Raw genomic sequence first — 16528 nt, 5'->3', positions numbered from 1 at the left:
CTGCCTGCTTTCGCTCGGCGCATTTCATTGGCCACCGGCCCACTGTCGAGGGAGGGGGTGTGTGGGTTCGCGGGACCCTGAGCCGCATGGATGCGGCGACGGAGCTTACAGGGATGTACTTGCAGCGTGTCCCGCGAACCCACACACCCCCGCCCAGCCTGGGACCCGGCGGCAACGACAGCTTTTGGCTTTTGGCTTTTGGAGAAAAACAGGCGAAAAAAAGGGCCCGGCAATGCCGGGCCCTCTTCTGAGGCTGTACTACCAGAAGGCTTAGTTCTGGACGTTCAGCTCGGTACGACGGTTCTTTGCACGACCTTCCGGGTTGTCCGAACCATCCGGGTTGGTGTTCGGTGCAATCGGACGGCTCTCGCCGTAGCCGATCGGACCCACCAGACGCGAAGCGGACACGCCGTTCTTGGTCAGGTAGTCATACACGGTGGTGGCGCGACGCTCCGACAGCTTCTGGTTGTAAGCGTCGGTACCCTTCGAGTCGGTGTGACCGGCAACTTCAACGCGCAGATCCGGGTAACGCTTCAGGATCTCGGTGGCTTCGCTCAGGATCGCCACGGCGTCCGGACGCAGGGTCGCCTTGTCGAAGTCGAAGTTCACACCCTTCAGGTCGATGGAGACCGGCACCGGGCAACCGTCCGGACCGATGGTCTGACCCGGCTGCGAATCCGGGCACTTGTCGTCGCAGTTGTTGACGCCGTCACCGTCGTCATCCATGTCTGCGCAGCTCGGCGCCACCGGAGCCGGGGCAACCACAGCAGCGGTCGGGGCCGGGCCCAGCGGGATCACGACGCCGACCGAAGCCAGCACGTCGCCGAACCAGCTTTCGTTCGGAGCCGAGATGCTCTGGTCGTCGAAATCAGCGCGGTAGGCCACTTCGGCGCGGACAGCAACGCGCTTTTCGAAGGTGGTCTGCAGGCCGACGCCGACCTTGGCGGCGAAGTTGCCGTCCTTGCGCTCACGCGGACCATTCAGGTTCAGCGAGTTGTACTCTTCTTCCGACTTCTGGTAGCCCAGACCCATCAGCAGGTACGGGTTCCAGCCACGGCCTTCGGAGATGAAGTGGCGGCGCAGATCGACGGACACGCCGTACTGGCTCCAGTTCAGATCCTGGTTCGCGTCGAAGTTCGGGTTCTGGTAGTTCAGCTCGCCGTCCAGCGACCAGTTGGGGCTGATGAACTTACCGAGGCCCAGGGTCACGAACGGAGCGTCGTTGGTCAGACGGTCGCTATCCTGGAAGTTGAAGCCGGCCGAACCGGTCAGGTACCAGCGGTCATCAAAATCCTGCGCCGATGCAGCCTGGGCGAAAGCCAGACCGCCCAGCAGCGCGGCAGTAAGGATCTTCTTGTTCATTGAGTACAGCTCCTATTTCGGGGGTATGAAACCGGTAGAGGCATGGGCCAGCACCTGCGTCGTTTTCAGACTGCCGATTCAGCACGCCACCGCCGCGAACATTATGCTCAGGCGAGTGAAGGTGATGTTAACGGTCACGTAACATGTGAAGACGACGGCCAGACCTCTACCGGTCCAGCTGGTGGCACCCTATACAGGTTGATGAAATTCCGCAAGACCCAGCAATGACAAGGGTTTCGGCTTTTTTGCCTGCATTTCCGCTGTGCAATGCCGTATTCCAGCGTTAACGCGTCCTTACGGGTGATTCAGCGCAGTAACAGCTTTGTCAGCAGCCGTATGATGACGAACAAGCCAGCGCTGGAGCCGCCATGAACGCTGTGGGTTTGACCCGTTACCTGCCGATCGACGATCCCGACGCACTACTTGACCTGAACGTTGCGCAACCCGGCCCGCCCACGGGCGCGGATCTGCTGGTGCGCGTGCAGGCCGTTTCCGTCAATCCGGTGGACACCAAGCAACGTGCACCGCGCGCGCAGCAGGAAGATCCGCCGCGCATCCTTGGCTATGACGCGGCGGGCATCGTCGATGCGGTGGGGCCGGAGGTCACCGCGTTCGCGCCGGGCGATGAGGTGTATTACGCCGGCGATGTCACCCGACCGGGCTGCAATGCGCAATGGCAGTGCGTGGATGAGCGGCTGGTCGGGCGCAAACCGGCCACGCTTGATTTCGCCGACGCCGCGGCGCTGCCGCTGACCGTGCTGACGGCGTGGGAACTGCTCTTCCAGCGCATGCCATTACAGTTCGATGACCGTCGTCATGCCGGCCAGGTGATGCTGATCATCGGCGGCGCCGGTGGTGTCGGCTCGATCGCGATCCAGTTGGCCCGGCATGCCGGTTTCACCGTGGTGGCCACCGCCTCGCGCCCGGCATCGGCAGACTGGTGCCGGCAGATGGGCGCCGCGCACGTCATTGATCATCGCCAGCCGCTGCCGCCGCAACTGCAGGCGCTGGGCATGGAACAGGTGCAGGTCGCGCTCAACCTCGCCGACACCGATCATTACTGGGATGTGGTGGGTGAACTGCTGGCGCCGCAGGGACATGTGGGCCTGGTGGTGGAGCCGCGCGGCGCGCTGCGCATCGGCGATCCGTACAAGGCCAAGTGCATCGGCATCCACTGGGAATTCATGTTCGCGCGGGCCAAGTTCCGCACCGAGGACAGAATCGAACAGCACCGCATCCTCAACCGCGTCGCCAGCCTGGTCGATGCCGGCGAACTGCGCAGCACGCGCAGCGCGCATCTGGGTGCGATCAACGCGGCCAACCTGCGCCAGGCACATCGCCAATTGGAGAGCGGCAGCGTGATCGGCAAGCTGGTGCTCGCCGGTTGGGAATGACGGTGTCGGCGCATATTGGCGCCCATCTGTATCTGTCTGCCCGCAACGGGGCGGCCTACAGTCAAGGCCCCCTTCGGTGAAACGGCCATGCCCACGTCCCTGCCCCTGCGTCTGCTGCAACTGCTGATCGGCCTGTTCCTGTACGGGATGGGCGCGGCGGTGATGATTCGTGCGGCGATCGGGGTGGCGCCGTGGGATGTGCTGTCGCAGGGCATCGCGCTGCAGACCCCGCTGTCCTTCGGCGTGGCCACCAACGTGATCGGTGCGCTGGTGCTGCTGCTGTGGTGGCCGATCCGGCAGAAGCCTGGCCTGGGCACGGTGCTCAACGTGATGCTGATCGGGCCAAGCGCGCAGTTCGGGTTGTGGTTGCTGCCGGAGGTGCATGGCCTTGCGTGGCAGGTGCCGATGTTCGGGTGCGGCCTGCTGCTCGTCGCGCTGGCGACCGGGCTGTACATCGGCGCGCGCTTCGGCCCCGGCCCGCGCGACGGGCTGATGACCGGCCTGCACGCCCGCACCGGCTGGCCGATCTGGATCGTGCGCAGCTTGATCGAAGGCACCGTGCTGGTCATCGGCTGGCAGTTGGGCGGCAACGTCGGCGTCGGCACCCTCGCCTTCGCATTGCTGATCGGCCCACTGTGCGGCGTGACGCTGCCGCTGTTCGGGATCCACAAGCCTGCCCCGGCGGCAGCCACCCCGTAACGGCATCTGGCCCGGTGGTGCCGGCCGTTGGCCGGGTCCTCGACCTCCAACGGTGCGTGGAGCCGGCCAACGGCCGGCACTACCTGTGCACGTGCCAACCAACGGTAGTCACCCGCGCGATCCACCTGGAAAGGCGCCCCCTGCGTCAGAGGGAGGCGCCGAAGGCGCGGGGGTCTGGGTGGTGGTGAGACGGAGCCCGCGGTTTGCGCAGCAAAGCGGGGCGCGACAGCGCGAAGGGGGCCGCGAAAGGCCCTTGCTTGTGGGGGCCTTTCGCGGCACCCTTCACGCTTCCGTACGCAAGCGTATCGACATGTCGCCAGCCGCCGAATCCTCCGCCTATCCCCATCTGTTCACTCCGCTGGACCTGGGCTTCACCCAGCTGCGCAACCGCATCCTGATGGGGTCGATGCACACTGGCTTGGAAGACCGCGCGCGTGATTTCCCGCGCTTGGCCGCGTACTTCGCCGAGCGTGCCGCCGGCGGCGTGGGGCTGATCGTCACCGGTGGCTTCGCACCGAACGTGGTCGGCTGGCTCAAGCCGTTCGGCGGCAAGCTGTCCTGGCCGTGGGAAGTACGTCCGCACCGACAGGTGACCGCTGCGGTGCACGACAACGGCGGCAAGATCTGCCTGCAGCTGCTGCACGCCGGGCGCTATGCCTACCACCCCCTGTCGGTGGCGCCGTCGAAATTGAAGGCGCCGATCAACCCGTTCACCCCGCGTGCGCTTTCCTCGCGCGGGGTGGACCGCCACATCGCCGATTACGCGCGCAGCGCGCGGCTGGCGCGCGAGGCCGGCTACGACGGCGTTGAAGTGATGGGCTCGGAAGGCTATCTGATCAACGAATTCATCGCCCCGCGCACCAACACGCGCGCTGACCGCTGGGGCGGCGACGCCAGCCAGCGCATGCGCTTCGCCGTCGAGATCGTGCGCCGCATCCGCGAGGCCTGCGGCCCGGACTTCATCATCATCTACCGGCTGTCGCTGGTGGACCTGGTCGAGGACGGCAGCAACTGGGACGAGATCGTGCAGCAGGCCAAGGCGATCGAAGCCGCCGGCGCCACGCTGATCAATTCCGGCATCGGCTGGCACGAAGCGCGCATCCCCACCATCGCCACGTCGGTGCCGCGCGCGGCCTTTGCCGGTGTGACCGCCAAGCTCAAGCCGCACGTGCAGGTGCCGGTGATCGCCACCAACCGCATCAACATGCCCGAGGTGGCCGAGCGCATCCTGGCGGGCGGCGGCGCGGACATGGTGTCGCTGGCGCGACCGCTGCTGGCCGACCCGGAATGGGCCAACAAGGCGCGCGCCGGCCGCCCGGACGCGATCAACACCTGCATCGCCTGCAACCAGGCCTGCCTGGACCATGTGTTCGAGAACAAGACCGCCAGCTGCCTGGTCAATCCGCGCGCCGTGCACGAGACCGAGCTGGTCTACCGCCCGGTGACCACGTCCAAGCGCGTGGCGGTGGTCGGCGCCGGCCCGGCCGGGCTGGCCTGCGCCACCGTGGCCGCCGAACGCGGCCATGCGGTCACTCTGTTCGATGCCGGCACCGAGATCGGCGGTCAGTTCAACGTGGCCAAGCGCATTCCGGGCAAGGAAGAATTCCACGAGACCCTGCGTTACTTCCGCCACAAGCTCGACGAGACCGGCGTGGCGGTGAAGCTTGAAACGGTCGCCGACGTGGCCCTGCTCGCCGGCTTCGACGAGGTGGTGGTCGCCACCGGGATCACCCCGCGCCGGGTCGACTTCCCCGGCGCCGACCACCCCAAGGTGATCAACTACCTGGACGTGCTGCTCGGCCGGGTCGAGGCCGGGGCGCAGGTGGCGATCATTGGCGCTGGCGGCATTGGCTTCGATGTCGGCGAGTTCCTGGTCCATGACGGCCCGTCCAGCGCACTGGACCCGGCCCGCTGGATGGCCGAATGGGGCGTGGATGCGACCTTCGAAGGTCGCGGCGCACTGGCCAAGGCCGTCCCCGAAGCGCCCGCGCGCAAGGTCTGGCTGTTGCAGCGCAGCCCAGGCAAACCCGGCGCGCGGCTGGGCAAGACCACCGGCTGGATCCATCGCGCCACGCTCAAGGCCAAGGGCGTGAAAATGCTCGGCGGCGTTGAATATCTGGGCGTGGACGACGCCGGCCTGCGCGTCCGCATCGAAGGCCAGGAACAGACGCTGCCGGTCGATCATGTGGTGGTCTGCGCCGGCCAGGAACCGCGCCGCGATCTGCATGCCGCATTGCTGGCCGCCGGCATCAACGCACACCTGATCGGCGGCGCGGATGTGGCTGCCGAACTGGACGCCAAGCGCGCCATCCACCAGGGCAGCCACCTCGCGGCCGGGCTCTGAACACGGTCAATCGCGACCTGAATAGGGGCCCGTGAGCGCAATCCGGGCCCCGCTCCGAACCTGAATGTCAAGCCGCTGAGTTCAGGATGCATTGGGAAATGGCCCCCTATCGTGCGCCAACTTTCCCGCTCACCACCCAGTTCGAGTGAGCGCGCGGACCCCACGTCTTGTTCGGGTCCGCTCCCGGGCGGCCCCGATGGCCGCCTCCCCATGACGCCAAGTCGTACCCTCGCCCCGTCCGCATGATCGGATGGACAGCCAGGTGCGGCCCACACGGAGCAAGGAGATTTATGAAACTGGCCTGGATTCTCTGGCTGTCACAGTTGTTGCCGCAGCCTGCCGCCGATTCGTTGTGCCTGAGCACGACCGTCTACCTCGAAGCGCGTGACCAGACCCTGCGCGGCCAGCAAGCCGTCGCGGAGGTGGCCCTGCGCCGCCTGGACAGCGGGCTGTGGGGCGACTCGATGTGCAAAGTGGTCACCGCGCGCAAGCAGTTCGCCCCGACCATCGTCGCCCCCGGCACCCAGCTGGGCAACGCCGACGCCTGGCAGGAAGCGATGACCGTGGCCTTCGATGCCGAGCGCAACTGGGCCCTGCCGGTCGGTGAGCGCAAGGAGATCGTGCCCGGGGCGAGCCACTTCGCCGCACTGTCGATCGCCAACCCGAGCTGGCGCAACGCCTACCAGGTGGCCACGATCGGCGACCACACCTTCTACCGCGTGCAGAAACTCAAGCCGCGCGCGTCGTAACGGTCTGTTACGGCCATACCGTTGAGGATGCGGGTCCTGCTCTGGAATATTGAGCGGCTGACCCATCACCCCCAACGGAGTTCCCATGAAGCTGTACAGCAAGCCCGGTGCCTGCTCCACCGCCGACCACATCGCCCTGCAGTGGACCGGCCAGCCGTTCGAGGTGGAACTGCTCGACAAGGACACCCTGAAGGCGCCGGCGTTCCTGAAGATCAATCCGGTCGGCTCGGTGCCGGCGGTGGTCGATGGCGACTTCACGCTCACCCAGAACGCGGCGATCATGGGCTACATCGCCGACACCTACCCGCAGGCCGGCCTGGCCGGTGACGGCAGCGCCCAGCAGCGCGCAGAAGCCACCCGCTGGCTGTCCTTCGTCAATTCGGACCTGCACCCGGCGTTCAAGCCGCTGTTCGGGCCGGGCAACTTCATCGGCGATGAAGGCCAGTACGACGCGGTCCGCGCTATCGCGCTCAAGCGCCTGCGTGGCCTGTTCGAACGCGCCGACCAGCAGCTGGAAGGTCGCCAGTGGCTGGCCGGCTTCCGCAGCTTCGCCGATCCTTACTTCTACATCACCCTGCGCTGGGCGGCTGGCGCCAAGGTCGACCTGAGCGGCCTGGACAACGTGGCCGCGTTCAAGCAGCGCATGGAGGCCGATCCGGGCGTGCAGGCGACGCTGCAGGCCGAAGGACTGCGCTGAGCCCGGCGTGATGGTGCCTATATAAGAAGAGAGCCCGGCACTGCCGGGCTCTTTTTTATGGGCGCCGCACAAACGACCACCACCGGGGTAGAGCCACCCCATGGGTGGCTGCACGACCTGCCTCTCGAAGCGCAGCAAGGCATGGGGTGGCTCTACCCCCGCCGATGCCACGCACCCATCCCCCGGTAGAGCCACCCCATGGGTGGCTGCACGCGATCCCCGGCCCGAACAGCAGCCACCCATGGGGTGGCTCTACCTTCAGCCGATCGTGCGCAGCACGTGGCCTTGGGCATCGCGCAGCTCGGTGGGCTCGACCCGGATGCGCAGGCGGCCGCCCGGCAGCGGATAACTGCCGCGTTCGGCATGCAGGTGCTCGCGTATCGCCTGCAGGCTGGCCGGGCTGAGCACGCAGCGCGCAGCATCCTGGTCGACCTCGACGTGGTCCTCCTCGCCCGGCTCGAAGCGCCAGCTGCGTTCCCGATCCACCAGGGTCAAGGCGCGGCCATGCCCGAGGCGCAACGGCAGCAGCTCGAGGATGCCCGGCACTTGGCCAGCACCAAGCACCAGCTCGACCGTATCGTCCTGCACCTCCCAACCCAGCGTTTCGATGAACAGCGTGCCGGTCGTGGAGCCCTCGCGGGCACTGCCGGCCGCGACCTGGGCGGCCACCGACGCATCGGCGAGCAACGAGCCGCGCGCCAGATCGGTGATCCACAGCGGCATGCCCGCTTCCAGCGCCTGCAGCACGCCGTGGGTGGACCAGCGGCGCACGGCCGCCATCTCGTCGTCGCTGAGTCCGACCACCTGCAGGAAGCGCACGCGGCCGTTGGCGGTATCGCGCGGGGGCAGCTGCGGGTCCTCGATCAACGCCAGGTGGCGCAGTACGGTCTCGCTGTCCAGGGCGATCGGACCATTGGCATCCAGATGGTGCCCGGCCTCGAGTACGTTGCCGCTGCTGAAGACGTAGCGGGCCAGGTTCTGCAGCAGGTTCATCGGCCACACCGGCGGCGCGTCATCGGCGCCCTGCCCCGGCGCGGCGGCCAGGCGGAAGGTCAGTTCGAAGCCGTAGCCGCTGTCGGCCAGGTCATCACTCTGCTTGCCGTACAGCTCGGAAAAGCCATAGGTCACGTAATGCCAGTGCGGGCGCGGTGTCTCTGCCCAGTACACGCTGATGCCGTCCAGCGGATCCTGGCCGCCCAGCGTGTAGGGGATCGCCGTGCCGAAGTGGCGGGGTTCCTGAGCCGGGTACAGCGCGCCCAGCGCCGCGTTGAGGGCGTCCCACCCCTGGGTGCCCTCATCTTCTTTCTGCGTGTGGTCCATCTGCCATGCTCCTGGCCTGCGTAGCCGGGCAAGGTAACCCCGGCCGGGCCATCACGGCCAGCCTTCCGGCCTCTGCCGCAGGTGCGGGTCAGCCCGCCACGGCGTCCGGCTGCGCGTCCACCACCAGCAGCGCATGGGTATCGCTGAGCCAGCGGCTGGCCAGCGCCGGGCTCTTGGCCTTGGCCACCGCCGCGGCCATGTCCGGCCACAGCTTTTCCAGCCCCCCGGCATCGGTGCAGCGTTCGATCTTGAGCTGCATGAAGTAGCCCTTGAGGCCGAGGTGGCGGCGCACCGACTCGCTCATCCAGTCATACAGGCGCTTGTACAGATCCGGATCCTGCTCACGCCCGGCGGTGAGCGCCCGCGCGGCCGGGGCGGCCACCGCGCCGCCGACCACTTCGATCAGACCTGCCTGCGCCAGTTGCGCCAGCGCATCGTCCGGCGCGCGCAGGCCCGGTAACAAGGCGGTCAACGCATCGTCATCGCGCTGACCATCGACCATCAGCAGAATGGACCGCAATGCCGGCGGCAGACGCCGCGCGCGGTCTTCGATTTCCTGACGGCCAGCGGCCGTCTTGGCATGGATGTACGCCATGTGTTCCCCCTGTCACCTGGTGCATTGTCACGCGCGGCAGTCAGCGCTGCGCTGATGCCGCTGCGTCCCCTTGCGACCGTCGCCGGCGGATGCGCCGACCAGCGCCCGCTGCGCGCCGTGTCCCCAGCGCGCGGCGTTCGGCCAGCGGCCTGCAACGATCACGCCCGCAGCTTACCTGACGTTCCCGGCTGCCGATAATGCGTTGCAGCAAGCGTGCTCTCGCCGCGTCGCCGGTGCCGGGGCAGACAATGCTGGCCGGCGACCGGCCCGCATTTGCAGGCGGCCGTGGTTACGGCCTGCGCCTGGCGAGCGCCATCATCAAACCGTAGACCACTGCGGCCAGGGTCGCGATCAACAGCAACGTACCGGCGTTCCGCTCGGTGTTCAGTACCGGCTCCAGCAGCGCCATCCCCACGCCCCACCCCACCCCAAAATGGGTGCCGTGAAGCACCCAGTTCAGTGCAAAGGATCGGTCGGCACTGTCAGATGGCAGGTCCAGGCCACACTTCCTGCAGATCCACAGGAGAAATCGGGGCTCACGCTTCATGCTCACTCCTAGCGCGGACACCGACGTGATGTGGCATCCCTGCGTCGATCGTGCGCGACCGGATAGTCCACGGCCATGTCCGGACGCGACACGTGCGAATGATTTCCGGGAAGCGCGACGCCCATCAAGCGCCGCATACAAACCAGCCCACACATCCATCGATGTGCCGGCTCCCGAGACATCTGCGGAAACGACGGTTTCAGCTGCCCAGCGCGCGCCGGATTTCATCCAGGGCCGCCGGATCGTCCAGGGTCGACAGATCGCCGGGATCGCGGTCTTCGGCCAGCGCCTGCAGCGAGCGGCGCAGCAGCTTGCCGGAGCGGGTCTTGGGCAGCGCGTTGACGATGTGGATGTGCGCCGGCCGCGCCAGCGCGCCGAGGGAGTTGGTTACCCGCTGCATCATCTCGGTGATGATCGCGCTGCCATCGCCGTCCACCGCCTGGCGCAGGGTGACGAACACCAGTGGCACCTGGCCCTTGAGTTCATCCTTGACCCCGATCACAGCCGCCTCGGCCACCAACGGGTGGCCGGCGATGCACTCTTCGATCTCGCGCGTGCCCAGCCGGTGCCCGGCCACGTTGATCACATCATCGGTGCGGCCGAGGATGAAGGTGTAGCCGTCGGCGTCGCGGATCGCCCAGTCCAGCGAGCTGTACAGCAGCTCCTTGAAGTGGCTGAAGTAGCTCTGGATGAAGCGGTCGTCATCTTTCCAGACGGTGCTCATGCAGCCCGGCGGCAGCGGCGGGACCATCACCAGCACGCCCTTCTGCCCGGGAGCCACTTCCTCGCCGGTGTTTTCATCGATCACCTTCATCTTGTAACCAAGATTCGGGAAACCCGGCGACCCGAAGCGCACCGGCTTCATGTCCACGCCCGGCAGCAGGGTGAGCGCCGGCCAGCCGGTCTCGGTCTGCCAGTAGTTGTCGATGATCGGCTTGCCGAGCGCATCGTTGATCCAGTGCGCGGTGGGTTCGTCGAGCGGTTCGCCGGCGAGGAACACGTACTTGAGCGCATCCAGGTCGTGGCGGCGGATGAAATCGGTGTCGTGCTTTTTCAGCACACGGATCGCGGTGGGCGAGGAGAACAGCGTACGCACCCCGTACTGCTCGCACAGCGCCCACCAGATGCCCGGGTCCGGGTTGGTCGGCAGCCCTTCGTACAGCAGTGAGGTGCAGCCGCCGATCAGCGGTCCGTACACGTTGTAGGAATGCCCGACCGCCCAGCCGACATCCGAGGTGGAGAACATCACCTGTCCCGGCTTGCAGTCGAAGACGGTCTGCATCGACTGCGCCATCGCCACCGCGTAGCCGCCGACATCGCGCTGCACGCCCTTGGGCTTGCCGGTGGTGCCGGAGGTGTACAGCAGATAGCTCGGCTCGCTGGATTCCAGCCACACCACCGGCACGTCCTGGTCACCCACTTCCTCGCGCAGGGTGGCGTAGTCGACATCGCGGCCGGGCACCTTCGGCTCGGCCGGATCCAGTCCGCGCGACACGATCAGCACGTGCGGCGGCGGCGACGTGGCTTCGGCGCAGGCGGCATCGACCATCGCCTTGTACGGAATCACCTTGCCGCCGCGCTTGCCGGCATCGGCCGCGATCAGCAGCTTGGGCGCGGCATCGTCGATGCGCAGCGCCAGGTTGTGCGCGGCGAAGCCGCCGAACACCACCGAATGGATCGCGCCGATGCGCGCGCAGGCCAGCATCGCGAACACCGCCTCGGCCATGTTCGGCATGTAGATCACCACGCGGTCGCCGCGCTGCACGTCCAGCCGCTGCAGCACGGCGGCGAATGCGTTCACCTCGCGATACAGCGCGCGGTAGGTGATCTCGCGGGTCACGTCGGTTTCGGTGGAGATGGCCACCAGCGCCAGTTGGTCGGGGCGATCGACCAGATGGCGGTCGACGGCGTTGTAGCAGAGATTGGTTTCGCCGCCGACGAACCAGCGCCGGAACGGCGGGGTGCTGTAGTCGAGGATCTGTTCCGGTGGCTTGTGCCAGTAGATGCGCTGCGCCTCCTCCGCCCAGAACGCCTCGGGTTCGTCGATGGAACGTCGGTACATTTCCTCGTATTGCATGACAGCCCTCCCAGACAAAGCCATGCGTCGAGCATAGTCCGATGGTGGGGCGTGGGCCGTCCGACCTTGGTCGTAGGGCCAGGTAGAGCCGAGCCATGCTCGGCTGCTTCGGCACCGATCATTGCCGTGCTGCGCACGGCCAGGTAGAGCCGAGCGATGCTCGGCTGCTTCGGCGTCGATCGTTGCCGTGCTGCGCACGGCCAGCCGAGCATGGCTCGGCTCTACCGGGTCGTTCACCGGCCGATCCTTGACCCGCGTTTGCGCGCCGTTTGTCGAGCATCGTCCGAGGGTGGGGCGTGGGCTGTCCGACCTTGGTCGTAGAACCAAGTAGAGCCGAGCCATGCTCGGCTGCTTCGGCGTCGATCGTTGCCGTGCTGCGCACGGCCAGGTAGAGCCGAGCCATGCTCGGCTGCTTCGGCGTCGATCATTGCCGTGCTGCGCACGGCCAGCCGAGCATGGCCCGGCTCTACCGGGTCGTTCACGGGCCGATCCTTGACCCGCGTGTACGCACCGTTTGTCGAGCATCGTCCGAGGGTGGGGCGTGGGCTGTCCGACCTTGATCGCACGGCCAGGTAGAGCCGAGCCATGCTCGGCTGCTTCGGCACCGATCGTTGCCGTGCTGCGCACGGCCAGCCGAGCATGGCTCGGCTCTACCGGGTCGTTGACCGGCCGATCCTTGACCCGCGTTTGCGCACCGTTTGTCGAGCATCGTCCGAGGGTGGGGCGTGGGCCGTCCGACCTTGGTCGCAGGGCCGGGTAGAGCCGAGCCGTGCTCGGCTGCTTCGGCGTCGATCATTGCCGTGCTGCGCACGGCCAGCCGAGCATGGCTCGGCTCTACCGGAAGGGCAAAAAAAACGCCAGGCAATGCCTGGCGTTTTTCGTCAACGCACCGACCAACGGTCGGCATGCGCCTGCGGATCGATCAACCCAGCAGGTGGGCCACGCCAGCGCGCTCTTCTTCCAGCTCGGCCAGGGTCTTGTCGATGTACTTCTGGCTGAAGTCGTCCACCGGCAGATCCTTGACCAGCGTGTACTCACCGTTTTCGGTGGTCACCGCGAAGCCGAAGATCACGCCTTCCGGAATCCCGTAGGAACCGTCGGACGGCACGCCCATCGTCACCCACTTGCCGTTGCTGCCCAGCACCCAGTCGCGCACGTGGTCGATGGCGGCATTGGCGGCCGAGGCGGCCGAGGACGAACCACGGGCTTCGATGATCGCCGCGCCGCGCTTGCCCACGGTCGGGATGAAGGTGCCGGCGTTCCATTCCTGGTCGTTGATCGCATCGGCGATGGACGCACCATCGGCGGTGGCGAAACGGTAATCCGGGTACATGGTCGGGCTGTGGTTGCCCCACACGACCAGCTTCTCGATGCCACCGACCGACTTGCCCAGCTTGGTCGACAGCTGGCTCAGCGCGCGGTTGTGGTCCAGGCGCAGCATGGCGGTGAAGTTGCGCGGGTTCAGATCCGGCGCCGACTTCATCGCGATGTAGGCATTGGTGTTGGCCGGATTGCCGACCACCAGCACCTTCACGTTGCGGCTGGCCACCTTGTTCAACGCCGCGCCCTGCGCGGTGAAGATCTTGGCGTTTTCCAGCAGCAGGTCCTTGCGCTCCATGCCCGGGCCGCGCGGACGCGCACCGACCAGCAGGGCGATGTCGGCATCCTTGAAGGCCACTTCGGCGTCATCGGTACCGACCATGCCAGCCAGCAACGGGAATGCGCAGTCTTCCAGTTCCATCATCACGCCGCGCAGCGCGGCCTGGGCCTTGTCGATCGGCAGCTCGAGCAGCTGCAGGATGACCGGCTGGTCCTTGCCGAGCATTTCGCCGGAGGCGATGCGGAACAGCAGGGCGTAGCCGATCTGGCCGGCGGCGCCGGTCACGGCAACACGAACAGGTGCTTTCATGGGGATTTCCTCTGCTAAGAAGCTAAGAAGCGGTGTGGGAGATGGCCGCGCGGGCGGGGACAGGCCTGGCGGGGCGGCCGCAACGTAAAAACGGCCTCCTTCACAGGGGGCCGTTGGAATCGGATCAGGCGGTGGGGATGAGCTTGTTCCACTCGGCCACGCGCTCGGCCTGGGCGGCCAGCACCGCGTCGGTGTCGCCTTCCAGGGTGATCGAATGGATCACGTCGCCCTGCTTGACCGAATCGACGATCGCCTGGCCATCCAGCACCTGGCCGAACACGGTGTGCTTGCCGTCCAGCCAATCGGTCTTGATGTGGGTGATGAAGAACTGGCTGCCGTTGGTGTTCGGGCCGGCGTTGGCCATGGACAGCGAACCGACCTGGTGCTTGACGCCGTTCTTTTCATCTTCGAACTTGTAGCCCGGACCGCCAGTGCCCTGACCCTTCGGGCAGCCGCCCTGGATCATGAAGTCCGGGATCACGCGATGGAAGACCAGGCCGTCATAGAAGCCGTGCTTGACCAGATTGACGAAGTTGGCGACCGTCAGCGGGGCCTTGTCGGCGAACAGCTCGACCTTGATCGGGCCCTGGGTGGTGTCGAAAGTGGCGATAAGGGACATGCAAATCCTTGGGGTACGGGGGTTTGTCGTTAGCCCCATAGGATACACCCCGCGTCATCGCGTTCGTGCTGCCGCCCCACGGTTCGCTGCGCAAACCGCGGCCCCCGTTTACCATCGTCCATACCCCCGCCGCTTCGCGGACGCCCCCTGACTCAGGCGGCGTCCTTCCGGGCCTGCCAACGTCCGCCCGCCCTGTCACGGCTTCCACAGGATCGGAGATGGCAGGTGCGGCCGGCGACGGGCGTTACCTGAATGGGAATTCGGCACTACCTGAAACGCACTTTTCGCGATTGGTCATGTTGGCCGTATAATGTTGGACTTCTTTTTCCAAATCCGGCGCCGACTGGCCCCCTTTCGCATGTCTATCGAAAATCTTCGCAACATCGCCATCGTCGCCCACGTCGACCACGGTAAGACCACCCTCGTCGACCAGCTGCTCAAGCAGTCCGGCACCCTCTCCGAGCGCACCGTGCTCGCCGAGCGCGTGATGGACAGCAATGACCAGGAAAAGGAACGCGGCATCACCATCCTGGCCAAGAACACGGCCATCACCTGGGAAGACAAGAAGACCGGTGTCAAGAACCGGATCAACATCGTCGACACCCCGGGACACGCCGACTTCGGCGGCGAAGTGGAGCGCGTGCTGTCGATGGTCGACACCGTGCTGATCCTCGTCGATGCGATGGACGGCCCCATGCCGCAGACCCGCTTCGTCACCCAGAAGGCCTTCGCGATGGGCTTCAAGCCGATCGTCGTGGTCAACAAGGTCGACCGCCCGGGCTCGCGTCCGGATTGGGTGATCGACCAGGTGTTCGACCTGTTCGACAAGCTCGGCGCCACCAATGAGCAGCTCGACTTCCCGATCGTCTACGCCTCGGCCCTGAACGGCTATGCCGGCCTGGAAGACACCGTGCGCGACGGCGACATGACCCCGCTGTACGAAGCGATCATGCAGCACGCGCCGATGCCGGAAGTGGATCCGGAAGGTCCGTTCCAGATGCGCATCAGCCAGCTGGACTACAACAACTTCGTGGGCGTGATCGGCATCGGCCGCGTGCAGCGCGGCACCCTGAAGAAGAACATGCAGGTCGCGGTCATCGATCGTGAAGGCAAGAAGCGCAACGGCAAGGTCGCCCAGGTGCTGGGCTTCCTGGGCCTGGAGCGCATCGAGCAGGACACCGCCGAGGCCGGCGACATCGTCGCCATCTCCGGTATTCCGGAACTGACCATCTCCGACACCCTGTGCCACCCGGATACCCCGGAAGCCCTGCCGGCGCTGACCGTCGATGAACCGACGATCTCGATGACCTTCCAGGTCAACAACTCGCCGTTCGCGGGCAACAAGGACCTGTCCGGTGGCAAGTTCCTGACCAGCCGCCAGATCAAGGATCGCCTGGACCGCGAGCAGGTCCACAACGTGGCCCTGAAGGTCGAACAGCTGGAAGACGCCGACAAGTTCCTGGTCTCCGGCCGTGGCGAACTGCACCTGTCGGTGCTGATCGAGAACATGCGTCGCGAAGGCTACGAGCTGGCCGTGTCGCGTCCGGAAGTGATCATCAAGCAGATCGACGGCCAGGCCATGGAGCCGATCGAACAGCTGGTGGTGGACATCGAAGAGCAGCACCAGGGCGGCGTCATGGAAAAGCTGGGCACCCGCAAGGGCCAGCTGAAGAACATGGAGCCGGACGGCAAGGGCCGTGTGCGCCTGGAATACCAGATCCCGGCCCGTGGCCTGATCGGCTTCCAGAACGAGTTCAAGACCCTGACCCAGGGGTCTGGCCTGCTGTTCCACGTGTTCGACCATTACGGCCCGAAGGAACAGGGTTCCATCGCCAAGCGCCAGAACGGCGTGATGATCGCCAATGCTCCGGGTGCCACCCCGGCGTACTCCCTGGGGCCGCTGCAGGAACGCGGCAAGCTGTTCGCTGCGGAAGGCGACAATGTGTATGAAGGCCAGCTGGTCGGCATCCACTCCAAGGACAACGACCTGACCGTCAACGCGATCAAGACCAAGCCGCTGACCAACATGCGCGCCTCGGGCAAGGACGATGCGATCCAGCTGACCCCGGCGATCAAGTACTCGCTGGAACAGGCCCTGGACTTCATCGAGGACGACGAGCTGGTCGAAATCACCCCGAAGGAAATCCGCCTGCGCAAGAAGGGGCTGACCGAAAGCGACCGCAAGAAGGCGTCGCGCGGCGGCTGATAGGATCCTG

At 66.2% G+C, this 16528-nt stretch carries 13 protein-coding genes; 6 read left to right on the top strand and 7 right to left on the bottom strand.

The window, feature by feature from the left end:
- Window positions 1-270: 270 nt before the first annotated feature.
- A complete protein-coding gene (locus NR101_RS07615; RefSeq protein ID WP_256776246.1) occupies window positions 271-1362 on the bottom strand; it encodes an OmpA family protein in 1092 nt (363 codons plus the stop codon).
- A 368-nt stretch (window positions 1363-1730) separates the two neighbouring features.
- Here NR101_RS07615 and NR101_RS07610 point away from each other — a divergent pair, with 368 nt between their 5' ends.
- The 5 genes from NR101_RS07610 to NR101_RS07590 all read left to right on the top strand — a co-directional run bounded on the left by NR101_RS07610 (window position 1731) and on the right by NR101_RS07590 (window position 7245).
- Window positions 1731-2756 (top strand): zinc-binding alcohol dehydrogenase family protein, encoded by a 1026-nt coding sequence (locus NR101_RS07610; protein WP_256776245.1) that lies wholly within the window; start codon window positions 1731-1733, stop codon window positions 2754-2756.
- 87 nt (window positions 2757-2843) lie between these two features.
- Window positions 2844-3455 (top strand): hypothetical protein, encoded by a 612-nt coding sequence (locus tag NR101_RS07605; protein WP_256776244.1) that lies wholly within the window; start codon window positions 2844-2846, stop codon window positions 3453-3455.
- A 310-nt stretch (window positions 3456-3765) separates the two neighbouring features.
- The gene (locus tag NR101_RS07600; protein ID WP_256776243.1) at window positions 3766-5799 is read left to right on the top strand and encodes an NADPH-dependent 2,4-dienoyl-CoA reductase; all 2034 of its coding nucleotides are present in this window, start codon (window positions 3766-3768) and stop codon (window positions 5797-5799) included.
- Window positions 5800-6089: 290 nt separating this feature from the next.
- On the top strand, window positions 6090-6548 hold the full coding sequence (locus NR101_RS07595; protein ID WP_256776242.1) for a cell wall hydrolase: 459 nt from the start codon (window positions 6090-6092) through the stop codon (window positions 6546-6548).
- An 85-nt stretch (window positions 6549-6633) separates the two neighbouring features.
- Window positions 6634-7245, top strand: a complete 612-nt coding sequence (locus tag NR101_RS07590; RefSeq protein ID WP_256776241.1) for a glutathione S-transferase N-terminal domain-containing protein — start codon at window positions 6634-6636, stop codon at window positions 7243-7245.
- A gap of 258 nt (window positions 7246-7503) precedes the next feature.
- Here the strand turns inward: NR101_RS07590 and NR101_RS07585 are convergent, their stop codons facing one another.
- The 6 genes from NR101_RS07585 to NR101_RS07560 form a co-directional block, all read right to left on the bottom strand.
- Complete coding sequence (locus tag NR101_RS07585; protein WP_256777721.1) at window positions 7504-8565, bottom strand: suppressor of fused domain protein; 1062 nt, start codon at window positions 8563-8565, stop codon at window positions 7504-7506.
- An 88-nt stretch (window positions 8566-8653) separates the two neighbouring features.
- Window positions 8654-9160 (bottom strand): hypothetical protein, encoded by a 507-nt coding sequence (locus NR101_RS07580; protein ID WP_256776238.1) that lies wholly within the window; start codon window positions 9158-9160, stop codon window positions 8654-8656.
- A gap of 289 nt (window positions 9161-9449) precedes the next feature.
- On the bottom strand, window positions 9450-9707 hold the full coding sequence (locus tag NR101_RS07575) for a DUF6404 family protein (protein WP_256776237.1): 258 nt from the start codon (window positions 9705-9707) through the stop codon (window positions 9450-9452).
- Between the two features lie 199 nt (window positions 9708-9906).
- The gene (gene prpE, locus NR101_RS07570; RefSeq protein WP_256776236.1) at window positions 9907-12126 is read right to left on the bottom strand and encodes a propionate--CoA ligase; all 2220 of its coding nucleotides are present in this window, start codon (window positions 12124-12126) and stop codon (window positions 9907-9909) included.
- Between the two features lie 580 nt (window positions 12127-12706).
- Complete coding sequence (locus tag NR101_RS07565) at window positions 12707-13693, bottom strand: malate dehydrogenase (RefSeq protein WP_256776235.1); 987 nt, start codon at window positions 13691-13693, stop codon at window positions 12707-12709.
- Window positions 13694-13817: 124 nt separating this feature from the next.
- A complete protein-coding gene (locus tag NR101_RS07560) occupies window positions 13818-14312 on the bottom strand; it encodes a peptidylprolyl isomerase (RefSeq protein ID WP_088435214.1) in 495 nt (164 codons plus the stop codon).
- Window positions 14313-14670: 358 nt separating this feature from the next.
- Here NR101_RS07560 and typA point away from each other — a divergent pair, with 358 nt between their 5' ends.
- Entirely contained in the window at window positions 14671-16518 is a 1848-nt protein-coding gene (typA, locus tag NR101_RS07555) for a translational GTPase TypA (protein WP_256776234.1), read from the top strand.
- The last annotated feature ends 10 nt before the right edge of the window (window positions 16519-16528 follow it).

The sequence above is a fragment of the Stenotrophomonas sp. Ste86 genome, from assembly GCF_024519465.1.
In the GTDB taxonomy this organism is placed as follows: Bacteria; Pseudomonadota; Gammaproteobacteria; order Xanthomonadales; family Xanthomonadaceae; genus Stenotrophomonas.
The sequence above is the reverse complement of the archived record's forward strand: the minus strand, read 5'-3'. Positions and strand labels throughout refer to the sequence as shown.

Excerpts from the sequence above, each read along its gene's own strand:
- NR101_RS07615 (WP_256776246.1), bottom strand. The coding sequence starts at position 1,362 with ATGAACAAGAAGATCCTTACTGCCGCGCTGCTGGGCGGTCTGGCTTTC.
- NR101_RS07610 (WP_256776245.1), top strand. The coding sequence starts at position 1,731 with ATGAACGCTGTGGGTTTGACCCGTTACCTGCCGATCGACGATCCCGAC.
- NR101_RS07605 (WP_256776244.1), top strand. The coding sequence starts at position 2,844 with ATGCCCACGTCCCTGCCCCTGCGTCTGCTGCAACTGCTGATCGGCCTG.
- NR101_RS07600 (WP_256776243.1), top strand. The coding sequence starts at position 3,766 with ATGTCGCCAGCCGCCGAATCCTCCGCCTATCCCCATCTGTTCACTCCG.
- NR101_RS07595 (WP_256776242.1), top strand. The coding sequence starts at position 6,090 with ATGAAACTGGCCTGGATTCTCTGGCTGTCACAGTTGTTGCCGCAGCCT.
- NR101_RS07590 (WP_256776241.1), top strand. The coding sequence starts at position 6,634 with ATGAAGCTGTACAGCAAGCCCGGTGCCTGCTCCACCGCCGACCACATC.
- NR101_RS07585 (WP_256777721.1), bottom strand. The coding sequence starts at position 8,565 with ATGGACCACACGCAGAAAGAAGATGAGGGCACCCAGGGGTGGGACGCC.
- NR101_RS07580 (WP_256776238.1), bottom strand. The coding sequence starts at position 9,160 with ATGGCGTACATCCATGCCAAGACGGCCGCTGGCCGTCAGGAAATCGAA.
- NR101_RS07575 (WP_256776237.1), bottom strand. The coding sequence starts at position 9,707 with ATGAAGCGTGAGCCCCGATTTCTCCTGTGGATCTGCAGGAAGTGTGGC.
- prpE (WP_256776236.1), bottom strand. The coding sequence starts at position 12,126 with ATGGCTCGGCTCTACTTGGTTCTACGACCAAGGTCGGACAGCCCACGC.
- NR101_RS07565 (WP_256776235.1), bottom strand. The coding sequence starts at position 13,693 with ATGAAAGCACCTGTTCGTGTTGCCGTGACCGGCGCCGCCGGCCAGATC.
- NR101_RS07560 (WP_088435214.1), bottom strand. The coding sequence starts at position 14,312 with ATGTCCCTTATCGCCACTTTCGACACCACCCAGGGCCCGATCAAGGTC.
- typA (WP_256776234.1), top strand. The coding sequence starts at position 14,671 with ATGTCTATCGAAAATCTTCGCAACATCGCCATCGTCGCCCACGTCGAC.